Below are 17,249 nucleotides of genomic sequence, written 5' to 3'. Positions count from 1 at the left end.
TGCGAACTGCTTGGAGAAGGGCAAAGGGCCTTTCGCCGAGACAGGGAGATTGAGATGACTGCGAAAACGTCCCGCTTTGTTCTGGGGGCTTCGATGGCCTGCGCCTTGGGTGCGATGGCCAGCACGCCCGTGATGGCTCAGGATATGGAAAAGTGCTTTGGCGTGGCACTGGCCGGGCAGAACGATTGCGCCGCCGGCCCCGGCACCACCTGCGCCGGAACCTCCAAGGTCGATTATCAGGGCAATGCGTGGAAACTGGTTCCGGCTGGCACTTGCCTGACAATGGAACTGCCCGCCGCCGCCGATGGCATGGCGCGCGGTGGATCGCTCGAAGCGCTGACGCGCGACCTGCCGGCGGCCTGATCCCACCCGCGGCGGCGCGCGGAGGCAACAGAGTTTCCGCGCGCCGCCCGTCATTGCAATGGATGTGCCATGCCAACCGCCTGTTTGCCTGATCTGCCCGGTGTCGGCTTCAAGCCCGATCATTTCGCCGCCATCCGCGCCGATGCGGCGGGGATCGGATTTTTCGAGGTTCATGCCGAGAACTACATGGGGGCGGGCGGCCTGCCCCATGCACAGCTTGCCGCACTGCGCGCCGATCATCCCTTGTCGATCCACGGGGTCGGGCTGTCCATCGGCGGGCCGGGGCGGCTTGACGCGGATCATCTTGCGCGCCTGCGCCGTCTGTGCGCGCGGTATCAACCCGAAAGCTTTTCCGAACATCTGGCGTGGTCCAGCCACGGTGCAGAGTTCCTGAACGATCTGCTGCCCTTGCCCTACACAGAGGAAACGCTGCGGCTGGTCTGCGACCATGTCGATCAGGTGCAAGAAGCGCTTGGCCTGCGGATGGCACTGGAAAATCCGGCGACCTACCTGTGCTTTTCACAATCGACGATCCCCGAGACGGCCTTTCTGGCCGAGGTGTCGGCGCGGACCGGCTGCGGGCTTTTGCTCGATGTGAACAATGTGTTCGTCTCTTGCACCAATCACCGGACGGACGCGCGCGCATGGCTGGCGGATTTTCCGCTGGACAGGGTGACAGAGATCCATCTGGGCGGGCATGAGACAGAGCATCTGCCCTCGGGGCCCTTGCTGATCGACAGCCACGGGCGCGCGGTGGCAGATCCGGTCTGGGCCCTGTTCGCCGAGGTGATCGCCAAGGCGGGGCCAAGGCCGACGCTGGTGGAATGGGACAATGACCTGCCCGCCTGGCCCGTCCTTGCCGCCGAGGCCGCGCGGGCGGGGCAGGTTCTGGCGGCGGGCAGGGGGGCTGGCCTTGCCCGCGCATCCTGAATTTGTCGCCGCATTTGAAGCAGCCTTGCGCGGGGGGCCGTTGCCGGCGGGTGTTCTGGCACAGGATGCCGCCGAGGCGGCCCGCCGCTTTGCGGTCTATCGCAACAACGGGGCGGTCAGCCTGTCCGAGGCGCTGGGCTCCCGCTTTCCGGTGATCCGGCAACTGGTGGGCGCTTCGTTCTTTGCCGCGCTGGCGCGGGCCTATCTGGAAACGAGCCGCCCGAGGTCGCCCGTCTTGGCCGAATGGGGCGCGAGCTTTGCCGCCTTTCTGGAACATTTCCCGCCACTTGCAGCCTATCCCTATCTGGGGGATGTCGCCCGCATCGAATATGCGCGGGGGCGCGCCTTTCATGCCGCCGATGCGCCGCCCGTCGATCCGCGCGCGCTTGCCGGCGCTGATCCGGATCGGGTCCGGCTGGGGCTGCATCCTTCGGTGCATCTGCTGGACTGCGCCTATCCGGCGGTGTCGATCTGGATGCGGAACCAGCCCGGAGCGCAGCCCGCGCCGCTGGAGTCTGGCCCCCAGACGGCGCTGATCCTGCGCGATCCGGCCTTTCAGGTTCCGGTGCGCGCGCTTGGCCCCGGCGATGCCGCGTTGCTGCATGCGCTGATGGCGGGCGCGACACTGACCCGTGCGGCAGACATGGCGCAGCAGCGGCAAGCGGGGCATGAGCCGCAGCCGCTCCTTGTATCGCTCATGCAGTCGGGCGCGATCACAGAGGCAAGGGAGTAAGGCCAGATGTTCACAAGGCTTGTTACGGCGTTCTCGGCAATTCCCGATGCCCCCGTCGCGCTGATGCTGCGGGTGTTTCCGGCGCTGGTGTTCTGGCAGTCGGGGCGCACCAAGGTCGAGGGATTTGCGATCAAGGAGTCGACGTGGTTTCTGTTCGAACATGAATATGCCTTGCCGCTGATCCCACCAGAGATCGCGGCGGTCATGGCAAGCGTGGCCGAGCATCTGCTGCCTGTCCTGCTTATCCTCGGCCTTTGCACGCGGCTTTCGGCGCTGGGCCTGCTGGCGATGACGGCGGTCATTCAGGTGTTTGTCTACCCCGGGGCGTGGGTCACGCATGGGCTTTGGGCCGCGCCGCTGCTGGCGGTGCTCGCCCGCGGGCCGGGGCGCTGGTCGCTCGACTTTCTGGCGGGTCTGGAAGGCGGGCCGGATCGCGCGGCAGGTCACGGCGCAAGTCACGGGACGGGGCGTTAAATGAACCTTCCTTTCGTCTACGCGCCTGCGCTCGGGGCCGTCAGCCTTACGGTGCCGGGCGATTGCGCGCCGCGCGCCGCCTCTGCTAGGCTCGCGCATCTGGCCAAGGAGGACCCTGTGCCGCAGGAGGAGCCGTGGGAGGTCTTGCTGGCCCGCGCCAATGAGGGCGATGGTCCTGCCTTTGCGCGCTTTCTGCTGGCCGTCACGCCCACGCTGCGCGCGGTGATCCGGCGCAGGGGGGTGGGCCTGCCGCCCGACCAGCACGAGGATGTCCTGCAAGAGGTGCTGCTGGCCATCCATCTCAAGCGCCAGACATGGCGGCGCGGGTCTCCTGTCAGGCCGTGGCTTTACGCGGTGGCGCGCTACAAGGTCGTCGATGCCTTCCGGCGGCGCGGGGCCTTCGTCACGCTGCCCATAGAGGATTTCGCCGAAGTGCTGCCCGAAGAGGCGGCGGCGGCCCCCTTGTCGGACCGCGATGCAGAGACCATGCTCGGCCTGATCGACGCGCGCTCGGCGCGGCTGGTCCGGGCGGTGGCGCTGGATGGAAAGACCGCGGCCGAAGCGGGCAAGGCGGTGGGCATGACCGCCGGAGCTGCGCGCGTGGCGCTGCACCGGGCCATGCGGCAATTGACCGTGCTTGCCGAAAGGATGATGAAATGAGCGACAGGCAAAGCACCGACGATCTGATCCGCGCGCTGGCTGCCGCGCCCGCGCCCGCGCCGTTCAACCCCGTCGTTCCGGCAGGGGCGATGTTCGGTCTTGCGGCGGGCGGGCTTGCGGCCTTTCTGGTGGTGTTCGGGCTGCGGCCCGACCTTGGCGCGGCGTGGCAGGATCTGGGGGTGCAGGCCAAATCGCTGTTGCCTGCCGTCCTGTGCGCCTTGGCGCTTTGGCTGGTTTTGCGCGCCTCGCGGCCCGGAACGGGGCTGACCCTGTGGCCGCTGGCGCTGCCGCTTGGGGCCGTGCTGGCGATGGCGCTTTTGCGCCTTGCGGGGGCCGAGGGCGCGCTGCGCGCCGAGGTGCTGGGCCAGACCGCGCTGGCCTGCCTGACATCGATCACCGCGCTTTCGCTGGTGCCACTGGTGGCGGGTATCCTTTTGCTGCGCCGCGCCGCGTCCACCCGTCCCGTGCTGACAGGCGCGCTGGCCGGTGTCGCGGTGTCTGCCGGTGTCGCATCTGGCTATGCGCTGCACTGCACCGAGGATTCCCCGCTGTTTTTCGGCACATGGTATGGGCTTGCCATCGGGATGGTCGCTCTTGTCGGCGCATGGCTGGGCCACCGGTTCCTGCGCTGGTAGGCGCGCACGCTGCCGTCCGGCATCAAAAGGGCAGGGGCGATCAAAGATTGTCCGCAGCGATGGGGTCGACCTGCCGGATAACAAACAAGGGGGGCCATCGGGGCCACCCCGATCAGCGCCCTCCGCCCGCGCCCGCAAACCTCTGCGCCGCCGCCAACTGCGGCAAGTGCCGCTGCCTGAAAGGGGGCGGGTGCCTAGCCACGGCGGGCGGCGTCAATCGCGGCGTGGTCGATCTTCTGCATCGTCATCATCGCGGCAAAGGCGCGGGCGGCCTCCTCGCCGCCTTTCGCCATCGCCTCGGTCAGGGTGCGCGGCGTGATCTGCCAGTTGACGCCCCAGCGGTCCGTGCACCAGCCACAATCGCTTTCGCGTCCGCCATTGCCCACGATGGCATTCCAGTAGCGGTCGGTCTCCTCCTGGCTGTCGGTGGCGATCTGGATCGAAAAGGCCGCGCTCTGCGGAAATGCCGGTCCGCCGTTCAACCCGATGCAGGGGATGCCGCACACAGTAAAGCCCACAACCAGCACATCACCGGCGCGCCCGCCGGGAAAATCGCCCGGCGCGCGGTGGATCGCTGTCACCGCACTGTCTGGAAAGGTCGATCTTCACCGATGCGCCCGCGCTCTGTTACCGCAAGGACCTGCTTGAAAAGCATGGCGTCGCGGTTCCGACCACCCGGGAAGAGCTCGCCGTGGCGGCCAAGACCGTGCAAGACGCCGAACGCGCGGCAGGCAACAGCCAGATCTGGGGCTTTGTCTGGCAGGGCAATGCCTATGAGGGTCTGACCTGCAATGCGCTCGAATGGGTCAAATCCTCTGGCGGCAGGCAGATCGTCGAGGCAGACGGCAGCATTTCGATCAACAACGAAAAGGCCGTGGCCGCGCTCGAGACGGCGAAGTCATGGGTCGGCACCATCAGCCCCGAAGGCGTGCTGGCCTATCAGGAGGAAGAGGCGCGCGGTCTGTGGCAAACCGGAAATGCCGTGTTCATGCGCAACTGGCCCTATGCCTACACGCTGGGCAACGGGGACGACTCTGCCGTGAAGGGCCTGTTCGATGTCACCACGCTGCCCACAGGCGGCGGAAATGACAGCTCGGCTGCCACGCTGGGCGGCTGGAACATCGCCGTCTCGAAGTATGGCGATCAGCAAGAGGCGGCGATCAGCCTTGCGCTCTATCTCTCGGGGCCAGAGGCGCAGAAGCAGCGCGCTTTGACGGAGTCGAACCTGCCGACGATTGTCGCGCTTTATGACGATGCCGATATCGCGGCGGCGCAGCCGATCATCCCGCGCTGGAAAGACGTGTTCCTGCAAGCGGTTCCGCGCCCCTCGGCCCCGACACTTGGCGCCTATAACGAGGTTTCGGCCAAGTTCTGGTCGGCGGCGCATGATGTGCTGTCGGGCAACAAAACCGCGACCGTCGCGCTGGAAGACCTCGAAGCCGATCTGTCCGACCTGAAGGGCGACGCCTGGAACTAGGCCCGAGGCTGCGGGGTCCGGCGCAGATCCGGCCCCGCCACCGCTGCCGCCCGTCCGGTCCGCACCTGCCGCGCCATGCGCCAGCGCGGCGCCATCGGGCGCGCCATCACCCGCGATCCGCGCGTCTTTCTGTTCGACGAGCCGCTGTCAAACCTCGATGCGGCGCTGCGTGTCGCGACGCGCCTCGAGATCGCCAAACTGCACCACGACATGAAGGATGTGACGATGATCTACGTCACCCATGATCAGGTCGAGGCGATGACGCTGGCCGACCGCATCTGCGTGCTGCGCGATGGCATGGTCGAGCAGGTGGGCACCCCCGCCGAACTCTATGAGCGTCCCAATTCGCTGTTCGTGGCCGGTTTCATCGGCTCGCCCAAGATGAACTTCCTCGAAGGGGCCTTTGCCGCCAAGCACGGCTGCCATGTCATCGGCATCCGCTCCGAACATCTGGAAATCGTGGCCGAGGGAACCGGCGAATGGACGGGGCAGGTGGTCCATGCCGAAGACCCCGGGTCCGATCATTACCTCTTTGTCGAGATCGGCGCGGCAGAGCCGTTGATCGTGCGGCAACCGGGCAAACTCGGGCTGGCAACGGGCACCCGCCTCTCGCTCCGCCCCATCCCCGCCCATCTGCACCGCTTCGGCAAAGATGGTCGTCCGGTCAACTGACGCAGACCGCACCTCGCTCTGCAAAAAGCCGCAGCGCCGCGCAAGCACCCTGCGCGCCGCTGCCACGTCTGGGTCATCACCGACCCGCTCCACGCAAGACCATGCCTGCATCCCCGACCGATCGTCCTGCGGTCAGACCATCAGGACGTTTGAAACCCGACAGACCGGGCTAAAGTCTGGCCAGGTGAAGCGACCAGTCGGGGTGACCGAAAATCGACCGCGCCCGCATTTTTTTCCACATGCCATACTTGTGGAAATCGAAGTCGAGGCGCGACACCTTGAGTTGCACCATTGACCACAGACACCACTTCACGTCTGCAAGCGCCTTGTGCACCGTGATGCGTGAAACGATTTCGGGTCTCACGCTCCCAAAATAGTCTTCGATCAACTCAAGCTCGCGTTCCGGCTTGAAGAACATCTCGCCAAACCAGATGCCCAGATCGTAGCAACGGTCATTCATCGACGCATATTCATAATCGATGAGCATGATGGACCCGTCATTGCCGATCATGAAATTGCCCGGCATCGGATCGTTGAACGAGGTGACGAGATCGAGGCCCGAGGCATGCATGGCGTCGCGCGCAAGGTCAGTGTTGATGCGCAGCCACTCGGCATCCTTGTACATCGGCGCGCCAAGATCTTTGATCTGCGCCAGATGTTCGTCGATCATGTCGAAGATTGTCTTGGTCAGATCCAGCGGCGGCAACCCGTGCATGATGCGATAGGCGCCCATTGCCGCCTTGCACATGTCCAGATCGCGGAAATCACTGTGATTGGAGGGGCGTCTGTCCTTAAGGAAATCATTGATCTCGATTCCGCGCCCCGCCAGATCGTCATGCACCTTCGGCCCCAGACCCGCCGCCGCCGCCTTGCGCGAGGCGTCCAGCGCTGTTGCGCGGTCTATGAACATCTCGGTTCCCGCACCGGGAACCTTGACGAACCAGTCGCCGGGGCCGGCCGTGTCGCGCACCCGCCAGTTTTCGTTGGAGATCCCGCCCGAGACCATGCCGTAAACCATACTCTGGCCGCCCTTGAACAACGGCGCTTCACGGATCGCGGCTTCGATGGTTTCCTCCATCGCATTCTGGGCGCTGCCCAAGGGTTTCATGGTCATGCTGCCCCCTTTGCTGTCAGGCGAACCCGTTCCTCGAACAAGGGGTGCTGCAAGGCCATCGTCAGGCGCAGCAACCGCCATTCGCCGTATTTGATCCACTCCACCGCTCTGCGTTCGGATTTATGCGCCATCAGGCCAGACCAAAGCGCGTGCAGCATGTCGCCCACATGCGACCACAGGCGCGCGCGTGCAAAGGCCACCTCGTCGAAATGCCCGACATAGGCTTCGAAGGCAGGGCGCATTTCGATTTCATGGTCAGTGCGCTCTGCGAGCAGACAGCCCAGATCATAGAGCGGGTCGTTCATGCCCGCGCGATCAAAATCCACCAGCATGACCTGACCCTCAGGGCCGATCATCAGGTTGGACGATGATCCGTCATTGCGGCAAGGCCGAAGTTCTGCGCTGTCCGACAGGCCCTTTGCCATCCAGACAAGGCTGCGCAGCCAGCCGATATTGTCAGGCAGCGCCAGCCCGTCGGCCCTGTAGGTGGCGATAAGGTGATCGATTTCGGCGAAGGGATCGAACCTGTGGTCGAGGACAGGTCCCGCATGCAGTTTTTTCAGGGCCTTGACGGCAGAGGTCATGACCGCATCGCTTTGCAGATCATTCTGCCGCGCGGTGATCCACCCCTGGCCCAGGCGGTCCATCGCAATTGCGGCAAGGCCCTCGTCTGACCAGAAAACCTTTGGTCCGACTCCGGCAGAAGATGCGTCGCGCGCGGCCTGAAAAGCGGCCCCAAGGTTGAAGGTGCCACGCATTTCGGGGTGCATGCGTTTGATGAATGCATCCGCGGTGAGCACGGAGCGGCTTTCCAGCGCCTTGTAGCTTGGCGAGGCGAGGGCAGCCGGTCCGTCTGCGACGACGTCGGCCATCGCAAACCCTGCGGCGGTGACGGCTTCGGCCATCATGGCATCTGTCACAAGTCCTGTCATTTTGCCTCCGCTGCTGTGTCAAGGCACCCGCCAGCCTGATCGATCCGGCGGATCATATCCAGCACCACCCCCGCCCCCGCTTTCAGGTCTTCGGGCGATGTGTATTCGTCATTGCGGTGTATCACACCGTTGACCGACGGCACGGCGAGCACAAGGCTGGGCAGAACCGCGTTCAGCGCAACCGCGTCATGGCCCGCAATCGTATCCAGTCGCATCCGTGGCAGGGCGAACCGGTCAGCGGCTTGCTCGGCCAATGCGACCAGCCGGGCGTCAAACTTTCCGGCGGGGCGGATATCGGTGCCCACCACCTCGGCAGTCACAAAGGCGCGCCGCGCAAGTTCGGGCAGGGCGGCGCGCAAAGCTGCCTCAGCCGCGCTCAGCGTGGCCGGTTCAGGCGCGCGCAACTCGGCAAACAGCACCGCCTTGCCCGGCACCACATTCGGCGAATTGGGCGTGACATCGACCCTCGCAACCGAGGTGTAGAGCGTGTCCTTTGACTGATCCGCAAGCTCGCGCACCTTGGCAATGATATAGGCGGCCCCCAGAAGCGCATCCTGCCGGTCTTCCATCGGGGTCGGGCCGGTGTGGTTTTGCTTGCCCTCGACCTCGATGCGCAACTTAATCGCGCCCCAATGGCGGACGAAGGGCGCAATCTTTGCCCCGCTGCGTTCCATGTGGCTGTCGCCTTCGATATGCACCTCGATATAGCAATCGGGGCGCGGCGCGTCATCGCCGCCCATGTATCCGGTGCGGATCAGTTCCGCCTCGACAGACACGCCATCGCGGTCTTTACGCGAGAGGGCAAATTCGCGGTCCAAGGCGCCGGTAAAGACCGACGAGCCCAGAAGCGAGGGTTGAAACCGTGCGCCTTCCTCGTTCATCCAATCCGCCACCACGTAGTTGCAGCGCGGTGTTATGCGGTTTCGGGCGCAATGGGCGCGCCAGCTTTCGATGGCGACGAGCCCGGCGATCACTCCGTATGCCCCGTCAAACCGCCCGCCCTTCGGTTGGCTGTCCAGATGTGATCCGACCATAACCAGCGGCGCGTCATCCCCCGCCAGATCAAGCCGCCCGAACAGATTGCCGACGGAATCGGTCAGCACGCTATAACCGCGCTGCCGGAACTCTGCGCAAAGCCAGTCGCGCGCGGCCTTGTGCGCATCAGTCAGCGCCGGTCTGTCCACGCCGCCGTCACCGGTGCTGCCGAATTCGGACACCTTCTCCATAAGCCGGTCAAACAAGGGCGCGTCGATTTGCGCAAGGGTCGTGGTATCAGGCATCGGCAGGGGCTTTCGCGGTTGAGGCGGCGTTCACCAGAAAACAGGCGGCCAAGGCCTGGTCGGCCCGGCTGACCAGCGCCGGATTTTCGCGCTGGCAGCGGTCGAAGGCATGCGGGCAGCGGCCGGCAAAGGCGCACCCCGGCGGCAGGTCGATGGGCGAGGGCGGCTCGCCTTCCAAAAGGCAGTCCTCGGGGCGATAGCGCCGCTCCTCCAGCGTGGGGGCCGCCGACAGCAGCGCGCGGGTATAGGGATGGCCCGGATCAAAGAACATCCGCTCGTTCGGGGCCACCTCGACCGTCTCGCCCAGATACATCACGGCAATGCGCGAACACACCTGCCGCACCATCGTCAGGTCATGCGAGATGAAGATATAGGTGAATCCGTGCTGCGCCTGCAGGCGGCCGAACAGGTCCAACAGCTTGCCCTGTTCGGTCTGGTCCAGCGCCGACAGGGTTTCATCCATGATCAGAAGGCGCGGCTCCAGCACCATGGCCCGCGCCACCTGCAACCGCTGGCGCTGTCCTGCGGACAATCCGGTTGGCAACTGGTCGTAAAGCCTGTCTCCAAGCCCCACCTCGTTCAATGCGGCACGCGCGCGGTCATGGCGTTCCTTTTTGGTGCCGATGCCATGAATCTTCAGCGGTTCCTCGACAATGTCGCCGATGGACGACTGCGGCGGCAGCGATCCGAACGGATCTTGCAGCACAAGCTGAAACCGTCTGCGCAACTGGCGCAGGCGCGCAGGGCTGGCGGTGCCCACATCCTCGCCTTCAAAGATGATCGACCCGGCATCGGGACGTTCCAGCCCCGTCAGCAAGCGCATAAGCGAGGATTTGCCGCAGCCAGACTCGCCCACGATGCCGAAATTATCGCCGGGAAAGACGTCGAATTCGACATTGCGCACCGCCTGCACCACGGCTTTGCCAGCCTTGCCGCGCGTTTCATAGAATTTCGCGACGCCGCGCACAGACATGAGCGCCTGCCGGTTGCGATCTTGGCGCTCGTCGCGCCCGTCCTTGCCGTTGGCCCACAGCGTCGGCAGTTCGGCGATCAGCGCGCGGGTGTAACCGTGCTGCGGCTGTGAAACCAGATCGGCAGAGGTCTGGCGTTCCACCACTTCGCCCGCGTGCAGCACCATCACCTCATCGCCCGCATCGCAGGCGACAGGCAGAGACGAGCAGATGAACAGGATCGCAGTCGAGAACTTCTCGTTCAACTCGCGCATCAGTTTCAGGATCTGCGCCGCCACCGTCACATCCAGAGGCTGGGTGATGTTGTCGGCGATCAGCAGGGCAGGGTCCGAGATCAGCGCGTCCACGATCATCGCCCGCTGCATCATCCCGCCCGAATACTGGAACGGGTATTCGTGAAAACGGCTCGCCGCCGAGGGAATCTTGACCGCCTCCAGCAGACGGATGGCCTTGTCCTGCGCATCCTTGGCGGAAATGTCGGGCCGCACCGCGCGCAGCTTTTCCACCAGTTGCGCGCCAACCGTCATCGTCGGGTCCAGTGCGCCTGCGGGGTTGCCGCCGATATAGGCGATCTCGCGCCCGGCAAGCCTGCTGGCATAGGCCCTGTCCCGGATCAGATCACGCCCTTTGAACAGGATTTCTCCGCCCGTGATTTTCAACTGCGGGGCCATCCAGCCAACCAGCGCCCGCGCCAGCACCGTCTTGCCCGAGCCGCTTTCGCCGATCACTGACAAGATCTGACGGGGTTTCAGATCAAAGCTGATGTCGTCCAGGATGGTCCGGCGGACGCCTTCACTCTGCGCGACCACCGTCAGGTTGCGCACCGACAACAGGGCCGCGCCCGGGGATGATGGATCTGTGCTCATCTCATGCACCTGCGTAAATGCTGTTGCGCGCCCGTTCCAGCGAAGACCCCATCAGGTTGATGGATGTCAGGGTCAGAACAAGGAAAACCCCCGGCATCGTGGCAATCCACCACGCGTTCAAAAGGTATTTGCGCCCGTCTGCGATGATATTGCCAAAGGTCGGGGTGGGCGGCTGCACGCCCAGCCCCAGAAAGCCGAGCACGGATTCAAAGATCATCATCCGCGCGATATCAAGCACCGCCACAAAGGCAATCGGCGGCAGAACCAGCGGCAGGATCAGCGTGAACATGATCCGCCAGTCGGTTGCGCCCAGCACCATGGCACCGCGCACGAATTCCTTCTTGCGCTCCGACATCACGCTCGACCGCATGACCCGCGCATAGATCGGCCAGCCCGACAGCCCCAGCACCAGAATGATCGCCGGGATCGTGGGGCGCGACACGCCCAGAATGGTGATGGCCAGAATGATCATCGGAATGGCCAGTTGCGCATCGGTCAGTCGCATCAGAACCGTGTCGACCTTGCCACCGAAATAGCCCGAGAACAGGCCCATCATCGCCCCGACCGCCACCATCAGCACGGTCGTCGAGACGCCGATCAGCAAGGAATAGCGCAGGCCGACCAAAGACCGCGAAAGCATGTCGCGCCCCAGCTGGTCGGTGCCAAGCGGGCGGGCCCATGACCATCCTTCGCCCATGAACACGGGTGGCAGCAGCTTGGACGAGATCGCCATTTTCGTGGGATCGATCCCCGAAAACATCGGATAGAAAATCGCTGCAACCACCAGAGCCGAAAAGACGGCCAGCCCGATCTTGAACTCGGTGGCGGCATAGGCCTGCGACCAGATCCGCGCGGCAATCTTGCGGTCCTTGCGGGGCGCCGGCAGGTCAGATGTCATCTCCTGTATGCTCATCAGTATTCCAATCTTGGGTCGATTGCCGTTGCGCACAGATCAACGATGATGTTGATCAGCACAAAGGCTGCGGCGGTGACGATGGCGATGCCCTGGATCAGGGGAAAATCACGCTGCATGACTGCGTTGATCGTCAGCAGCCCGAGGCCCGGATAGTCGAAGATGAACTCGATCACCAAGACGCCGCCCAGCAGCATGGAGAACTGCACGCCCAGCAGGTTCAGCAGCGGCACCGACGAATTGCGCAAGGCATGACGAAAGATGATCTGGTTGCGCGTCAGCCCGCGCACCGCCGCAATGTCGATGAAATTCTCGCGCATCACCCCGGCCACCGAAACGGTCAGCGTGCGGATGATGAAGGGCGCAATCTCGATGGCCAGCACGATTGCGGGCAGGATGGTATAGGCAAATCCGCCGTAGCCGATGGCCGGAAGCAGCTTGAGCTTTACCGAAAGCAGCAGGGCCAGCACGATCCCGAGCCAGAAATTCGGCAGGCTGACAAAGACCGACGACAGGTAGAGCGCCAGCTTGTCGGGAAACCGCCCCGGCCTCAGCCCGCCCCAGACCCCGATCGGCACCGCGATGATCAGGGCAAACAGCATCGAAAGCAGCGCGAGTTGCACCGTCATCGGTGCGGTCTGCGCGATCAGATCCCAGACCTCGGCCCGCTCGCTGCGCGTGCTGTCGTCGAAACTGGCGCCTCCCACCGCCGCGCCGCTCGCAGGGCGCACGAAGCTCTGGCCAAGGTCACCTTGCACGATGCCCCAGACATAGCGACCGAATTGCTGGTAAATCGGGTCGCGCAGGCCCATCTCTTCGGCAATTTGTTCGATCAGCGCCTCCGGTGCCATGCCGCCTGCCATCAGGCGCACAGGATCGCCCGGCACCACGCGGAGCAGGGTAAAGATGACAGCCGAGACAAGGAACACGATCAGCGCCCCCTGAAGCAACCGTCTGGCAAGGAATCTGGCGATGAACATGGGGTTCTCCGGTCAGCCTGTCGAAGAAGAGCCGGCCCCCGCAAGGCGAGGGGGGCCGGCAACTGGCCTTAGCCGCGCATCGCGCTGGCGGCGTCCATCGTGCCGTCCGGGTAGATGAACAGGTCTTTGACGTCGGCACGAACCCCGTGCATCAACACAGAGGTGAACAGGCTGTAGGCCGGAACCTTTTCTGCCAGCATCGGCATCAGGTTGGTCTGCAGGCTGGTCCGGCGCGCCTCGATCGAGGGTGCATCGCGTTCTTCATCCAGCGCCGCGTCGATCTCGGGGTCCTCGATCCCGCAAATCCGCTTCGACGTCGAATGGAAATGCGTGCGCAGCACCAGATCAGGCTCGGGCGAGGCGCTGGTCCAGCCGCAGTCGATCATGTGGCCCGGTCCGCCACCGGGGCGATCATACAGCCGCTCGTTCCATGCCGCGACTTCCATCACGTTCAGGGTGACGGGGAAGCCCTGTTCCTGCAACATCGCGGTGATTACCTCGCCATATTCCTTGGTTTTGGGATAGAACCCGGTCGAGGTGATGTATTCCAGTTGCGGCAGACCCTGACCGCCCGGATACCCCGCCTCTGCCAGCAAGCGCTGGCATTCTTCGGGGTCGTATTCCGGGTAGTTTTCCAGATCGATGTAGCCAAACTTGATCGGCGAGACAAAGTTCGAGGATGGCTCGCCTGCGGTGCCCATGACCTCCATGATGACACTGCGGTCAATGGCATGACACACGGCCTTGCGCACCAGAGGATTGTCGAACGGTGGTTTCGAGCAGCGGAACCACAGATACTTGTTTTCCACCGAAACCGCGCGGTTCAGCACAATTCCCGCTTCGCTCTCCAGCGTGGTGACCTGCTCCGGCTCCAACCGTTCGATCACATCCGCCTGCCCGCTCAGCAAGGACAGCATCCGTGTGGTCGAGTCGCCGACAAAGCTGAAATTGACGCCCGGCACTTTGGGCGCGCCACGGAAATAGCCCTCGAATGCGGTCATCACCGTATCATTTCCGGCCTGTTCCTTGAACCGGAACGGTCCGGTTCCGTTCAGCCGCTGCGACAGCGGGCCATTCGGGCCTCCTGCAATATCCTTGGCCGACATGATCGGCAGATAGGATGCGAGGAAGACAAACATCCCTGCGCCGTATCCGCCCTTGGTCGTGTCCACGATCACTGTGTAATCGTCAGGCGTCGTCACCTCGAACGTGTCTGCAAATCCCGGATAAACCTGCCGCGCCCGCTCGGGCTGTGCGCCATATTCGAAGGTTGCCTTCACATCCTTGGCCGAGAACGGCTCGCCATCATGGAAGGTGACGCCTTCCCGCAGCTTGATCTCCAGCTTGAACGGCTCCAGCTGGGTGATCGACGTGGCCAGCTCGTAAACCACCTCGTCCGGGTTGTCGGGCATCATCGGCGATCTTGTCAGGAAGCCCATGATGAAGCCTTCGATGTTGAACTGCGACAGCGTGGTATGCGCCATCGGGTCCCAGTTCCCGGTGATGTTCTCCGCCGACAGGATGGTCAGCGGCCGCGCTTCTTGCGCAAAGGCAGAACTGAAAAAGAAGTCAGGATTCAGGCGCATCGCGGCCATGGTTGCGCCAGCGCTCATGCCGTAGCGGAGGAATTTTCTTCGGTCCATTGTCACACTCTCCTGATGGGGCCCGCAGCGGGCTGTTTGTTCACGGTAGAGACGCGGTCTTCATGCCGCTTCAGTCACGTGCAGCCGCTCAAGCTCCTTGAGCATCTGCGCGTGCAATTCGGGGGTTGCAGAGGCAAGGACATCCCCGCGGGAGTCGATACCAAGGTCATGCCCGTGCCAGTCAGAGATGACGCCTCCCGCGCCACGGATGATCTGGACGACAGGCAGGTAGTCATAGGGTTGCAGCCCGGTTTCCAGCACCAGATCGCAGTAGCCCGAAGCCAAGAGCGCGTAGTTGTAGCAGTCCCCCCCGAAGCGCAGCAGCCTGACCCTGTCACGCAGCATGTCCAGCACCGGCTGGGCGCTCCCTGAAAACAGCATGGGGTCGGTGGTATAGGCGTAGGATTCCGCCAAATCCTTGCAGCCGCTCGTCCTGACCGGCACCCTGTTCAGGGTTGTGGGCTTGCCCTTGATGCCGCACCAACGCTCGCCCATTGCGGGCATGTCGATCTGCCCAAGCTGCGGCTCCCCGTTCTTGAGCAGGGCGATAAGCCCCCCGAACATCGGATGCCCGGTGACAAAACTCTTGGTGCCGTCGATGGGGTCGACCACCCAGATGAATTCCCTGTCGAGATTCAGGTCGCCATGTTCTTCCCCGAGGATTCCATGATCGGGGTAGACCTGTTCGATCCGGTCGCGCAGGAACCGTTCGATGGTCCGGTCGGCGACGGTGACAGGGCTGTCATCGCTTTTGTGCTCCACTTCGATCGACTTCCGGAAGTGGGCGCGTGCAATCTCTCCTGCACCGTCCGCGGCGCGATTCGCGAAATCCAGAGCAAGTTGCAAGTTCAGCATAAGGACCTCTCTGGTGGGGGGCGAGGATTGCATCGCAGGGAGCGCGTGTGTTCAGGCTGACGCGCGATTACACACAAATCCACACAAAAATGGCCTAAAGACACGATAATCCATAAATTGCCAAAAAAATAGGCAAGATCAGGGCGCATTTTTGCGCGCGCATTCTTGCAAACGGACTCAAATCCACATTCGGGGTGGAATTTGTGGATTTTTACCGCTAGCAGTCGTCTCCGGAATCAGGGGAGCGCGCAGGATGTGGTCGCACGAGCGGCATTCGAAAATTCTCGATCGTCTCTCCCGGGATGGCAAGGTAACCACCAATGAACTCGCGGCCCTGCTGGAGGTCTCGAGCGAGACAATACGGCGGGACTTTCTGGATCTCGAAGAGCAGGGCAATCTGAAGCGCGTCCACGGCGGTGCGGTGCTTTCGGATCGGAAAATTCTGCCCGAGCCTGCATTTGCGGATCGTCTCAAGACACATGCGGGCGCCAAGATGGCGATCGGCCGGCTTGCGGCGGGGCTGATACCGGCAGGCTCGACCCTCTTCATAGACGCGGGCACCACAACCCTCGCCTTTGCCCAAGAGATTTTGCACCACCGCGATCTGCGGCTGATCACCAACTCCATAGAGATTGCGCAGATGGTGGCCCCGCATCCAAATCTGGAAGTGCTGCTGCTTGGGGGCAAGCCACATGCAGAAGTGCCGGCGACCTATGGCGAATTGACGCTTTCGGAAGTTGACCGCTTTTTGGCAGATTTTGCCGTGATTTCGCCGGTTGCCTATCATTCGACGCGTGGCGCCACGAACTACGCGCTGCATGAGGCGGAGGTGGCGCGGAAAATGATCGTCTGCTCAAAGCGTTGCGTGATGCTTTGCCATGCAGAGAAGATCGGCAAGGAAAGTCGCGTGGCCATATGCAGGCCGGAAGAGATCGATCATCTTATCACCGATGATGCCACCGATCCCGAGACCTCGTTGCCCCGGGGCGAGGTCCATTTCGCTCCGTTTCAATGTCTGGACTGATTCTGAAAGCAGCGCCCTGACCCTGTTGTCCCTGCGGCCGCGCGCATATCGGCATCAGGCACAGGCCGGCGCGGCTCTGTTTCCGGGGCTACCCGCTTGGCAGCGTTGTGATTTCGCCCGAAAAGCGGGCGGGCAGCGCAGATATTACATAAATTGCGACGAAACGGGACAAATGGCCGCGCGGCCTGCCGATCGGGGCTTGCCGAAGATTTGGGCAGTGACATTCATGGAGCCATCGGGTAGCGATATGCCAGTTTTTGAATGGTGTCCCAGGCCAAGGGGGTTCCATGTTTGCCAAGACCTTTTTTTCGAGTGTGATTGATTTCATCGGCTTGCGTGCCGCTGTTTTGCCAGGCGCCCATCTGGCGTCGTTCGTTTCGCCGGGTTTGGCGCTTGTGCAGCCCAGGCGTGGCAAAGGGCAGGGCGGGTATGCTGTGCGGCAGGCCATCGCTGCGCAACCCCATCGCCCCGGCGTTTTGCCGCAGGTGAAGGGGCAGGGCCGCGATATGGCCGGCGCTGGCGGTAACGACAGGCCGGGCTTCTTGCCCGCGAGGGATCGGCGGCGCACCGGTTCTTTCTGACTTGCGACAGGCGTCACGGATATTTTGAGCATTTGTTTGGACATTGACATGAAGAATTCGCAAACGGCTGCGACTGAAGCATTTCTGGATGGTGACGGTCTTTATCGGGGAGGGGCTGGTGCGTCTGGGGGTCGGGGGTCCGGGCG

18 protein-coding genes and 1 pseudogene are annotated in these 17,249 nt (G+C 63.4%); 9 read left to right on the top strand and 10 right to left on the bottom strand.

The features are described from left to right. The first annotated feature begins 54 nt into the window (after positions 1 to 54). The 6 genes from G3572_RS20880 to G3572_RS20855 all read left to right on the top strand — a co-directional run bounded on the left by G3572_RS20880 (position 55) and on the right by G3572_RS20855 (position 3,795). Positions 55 to 363, top strand: a complete 309-nt coding sequence (locus G3572_RS20880; protein WP_164615509.1) for a BufA1 family periplasmic bufferin-type metallophore — start codon at positions 55 to 57, stop codon at positions 361 to 363. A gap of 69 nt (positions 364 to 432) precedes the next feature. After that, entirely contained in the window at positions 433 to 1,293 is an 861-nt protein-coding gene (gene bufB / locus G3572_RS20875) for an MNIO family bufferin maturase (protein ID WP_164615507.1), read from the top strand. Beyond that, positions 1,277 to 2,026, top strand: a complete 750-nt coding sequence (locus G3572_RS20870; RefSeq protein ID WP_164615505.1) for an HvfC/BufC N-terminal domain-containing protein — start codon at positions 1,277 to 1,279, stop codon at positions 2,024 to 2,026. The genes bufB and G3572_RS20870 overlap by 17 nt, the downstream gene beginning before the upstream one ends. 6 nt (positions 2,027 to 2,032) lie before the next feature. Further along, positions 2,033 to 2,500: a DoxX family protein gene (locus G3572_RS20865; RefSeq protein ID WP_164615503.1), complete on the top strand. Its 468-nt coding sequence runs from the start codon at positions 2,033 to 2,035 to the stop codon at positions 2,498 to 2,500. Further along, positions 2,501 to 3,160 (top strand): sigma-70 family RNA polymerase sigma factor, encoded by a 660-nt coding sequence (locus G3572_RS20860; RefSeq protein ID WP_164615501.1) that lies wholly within the window; start codon positions 2,501 to 2,503, stop codon positions 3,158 to 3,160. It abuts the gene before it with no gap. Next, complete coding sequence (locus G3572_RS20855; RefSeq protein WP_164615499.1) at positions 3,157 to 3,795, top strand: NrsF family protein; 639 nt, start codon at positions 3,157 to 3,159, stop codon at positions 3,793 to 3,795. Before G3572_RS20860 ends, G3572_RS20855 begins: the two co-directional genes overlap by 4 nt. A 194-nt stretch (positions 3,796 to 3,989) precedes the next feature. Here G3572_RS20855 and G3572_RS20850 read toward each other — a convergent pair. Next, positions 3,990 to 4,394, bottom strand: a pseudogene (locus tag G3572_RS20850) (VOC family protein); the annotation flags it as partial. Here G3572_RS20850 and G3572_RS20845 point away from each other — a divergent pair. Next, positions 4,370 to 5,272 (top strand): ABC transporter substrate-binding protein, encoded by a 903-nt coding sequence (locus G3572_RS20845; protein ID WP_164615556.1) that lies wholly within the window; start codon positions 4,370 to 4,372, stop codon positions 5,270 to 5,272. The pseudogene G3572_RS20850 and the gene G3572_RS20845 sit on opposite strands and share 25 nt — an antisense overlap. A 75-nt stretch (positions 5,273 to 5,347) precedes the next feature. After that, the gene (locus tag G3572_RS20840) at positions 5,348 to 5,944 is read left to right on the top strand and encodes an ABC transporter ATP-binding protein (protein WP_354004082.1); all 597 of its coding nucleotides are present in this window, start codon (positions 5,348 to 5,350) and stop codon (positions 5,942 to 5,944) included. 169 nt (positions 5,945 to 6,113) lie between these two features. On the opposite strand, the gene G3572_RS20835 is transcribed toward G3572_RS20840, so the two are convergent. The 8 genes from G3572_RS20835 to G3572_RS20800 all read right to left on the bottom strand — a co-directional run bounded on the left by G3572_RS20835 (position 6,114) and on the right by G3572_RS20800 (position 15,498). Beyond that, a complete protein-coding gene (locus G3572_RS20835) occupies positions 6,114 to 7,058 on the bottom strand; it encodes a choline/ethanolamine kinase family protein (RefSeq protein ID WP_164615495.1) in 945 nt (314 codons plus the stop codon). Then, the gene (locus G3572_RS20830; RefSeq protein ID WP_164615493.1) at positions 7,055 to 7,990 is read right to left on the bottom strand and encodes a phosphotransferase; all 936 of its coding nucleotides are present in this window, start codon (positions 7,988 to 7,990) and stop codon (positions 7,055 to 7,057) included. The genes G3572_RS20835 and G3572_RS20830 overlap by 4 nt, the downstream gene beginning before the upstream one ends. Then, the gene (locus G3572_RS20825; RefSeq protein WP_164615491.1) at positions 7,987 to 9,270 is read right to left on the bottom strand and encodes a Zn-dependent hydrolase; all 1,284 of its coding nucleotides are present in this window, start codon (positions 9,268 to 9,270) and stop codon (positions 7,987 to 7,989) included. Before G3572_RS20825 ends, G3572_RS20830 begins: the two co-directional genes overlap by 4 nt. Beyond that, positions 9,263 to 11,107, bottom strand: coding sequence for an ABC transporter ATP-binding protein (locus tag G3572_RS20820; RefSeq protein ID WP_164615489.1), 1,845 nt, complete (start codon positions 11,105 to 11,107; stop codon positions 9,263 to 9,265). The genes G3572_RS20825 and G3572_RS20820 overlap by 8 nt, the downstream gene beginning before the upstream one ends. Position 11,108: 1 nt before the next feature. Then, entirely contained in the window at positions 11,109 to 12,020 is a 912-nt protein-coding gene (locus G3572_RS20815; RefSeq protein ID WP_240335674.1) for an ABC transporter permease, read from the bottom strand. Further along, positions 12,020 to 13,000, bottom strand: coding sequence for an ABC transporter permease (locus G3572_RS20810; protein WP_164615485.1), 981 nt, complete (start codon positions 12,998 to 13,000; stop codon positions 12,020 to 12,022). Before G3572_RS20810 ends, G3572_RS20815 begins: the two co-directional genes overlap by 1 nt. A 68-nt stretch (positions 13,001 to 13,068) precedes the next feature. Further along, positions 13,069 to 14,643 (bottom strand): ABC transporter substrate-binding protein, encoded by a 1,575-nt coding sequence (locus G3572_RS20805; RefSeq protein WP_164615483.1) that lies wholly within the window; start codon positions 14,641 to 14,643, stop codon positions 13,069 to 13,071. Positions 14,644 to 14,703: 60 nt separating this feature from the next. Further along, positions 14,704 to 15,498, bottom strand: coding sequence for an inositol monophosphatase family protein (locus G3572_RS20800; RefSeq protein WP_164615481.1), 795 nt, complete (start codon positions 15,496 to 15,498; stop codon positions 14,704 to 14,706). 253 nt (positions 15,499 to 15,751) lie between these two features. On the opposite strand from G3572_RS20800, the gene G3572_RS20795 reads away from it, so the two are divergent. Next, a complete protein-coding gene (locus G3572_RS20795) occupies positions 15,752 to 16,522 on the top strand; it encodes a DeoR/GlpR family DNA-binding transcription regulator (protein ID WP_164615479.1) in 771 nt (256 codons plus the stop codon). A gap of 224 nt (positions 16,523 to 16,746) precedes the next feature. Here G3572_RS20795 and G3572_RS21950 read toward each other — a convergent pair. Next, on the bottom strand, positions 16,747 to 17,249 hold a 503-nt coding region (locus G3572_RS21950; protein WP_205518843.1), incomplete at its 5' end, for a hypothetical protein.

This window comes from Pseudotabrizicola algicola (genome assembly GCF_010915705.1).
In the GTDB taxonomy this organism is placed as follows: Bacteria; Pseudomonadota; Alphaproteobacteria; order Rhodobacterales; family Rhodobacteraceae; genus Pseudotabrizicola; species Pseudotabrizicola algicola.
The sequence above is the reverse complement of the archived record's forward strand: the minus strand, read 5'-3'. Positions and strand labels throughout refer to the sequence as shown.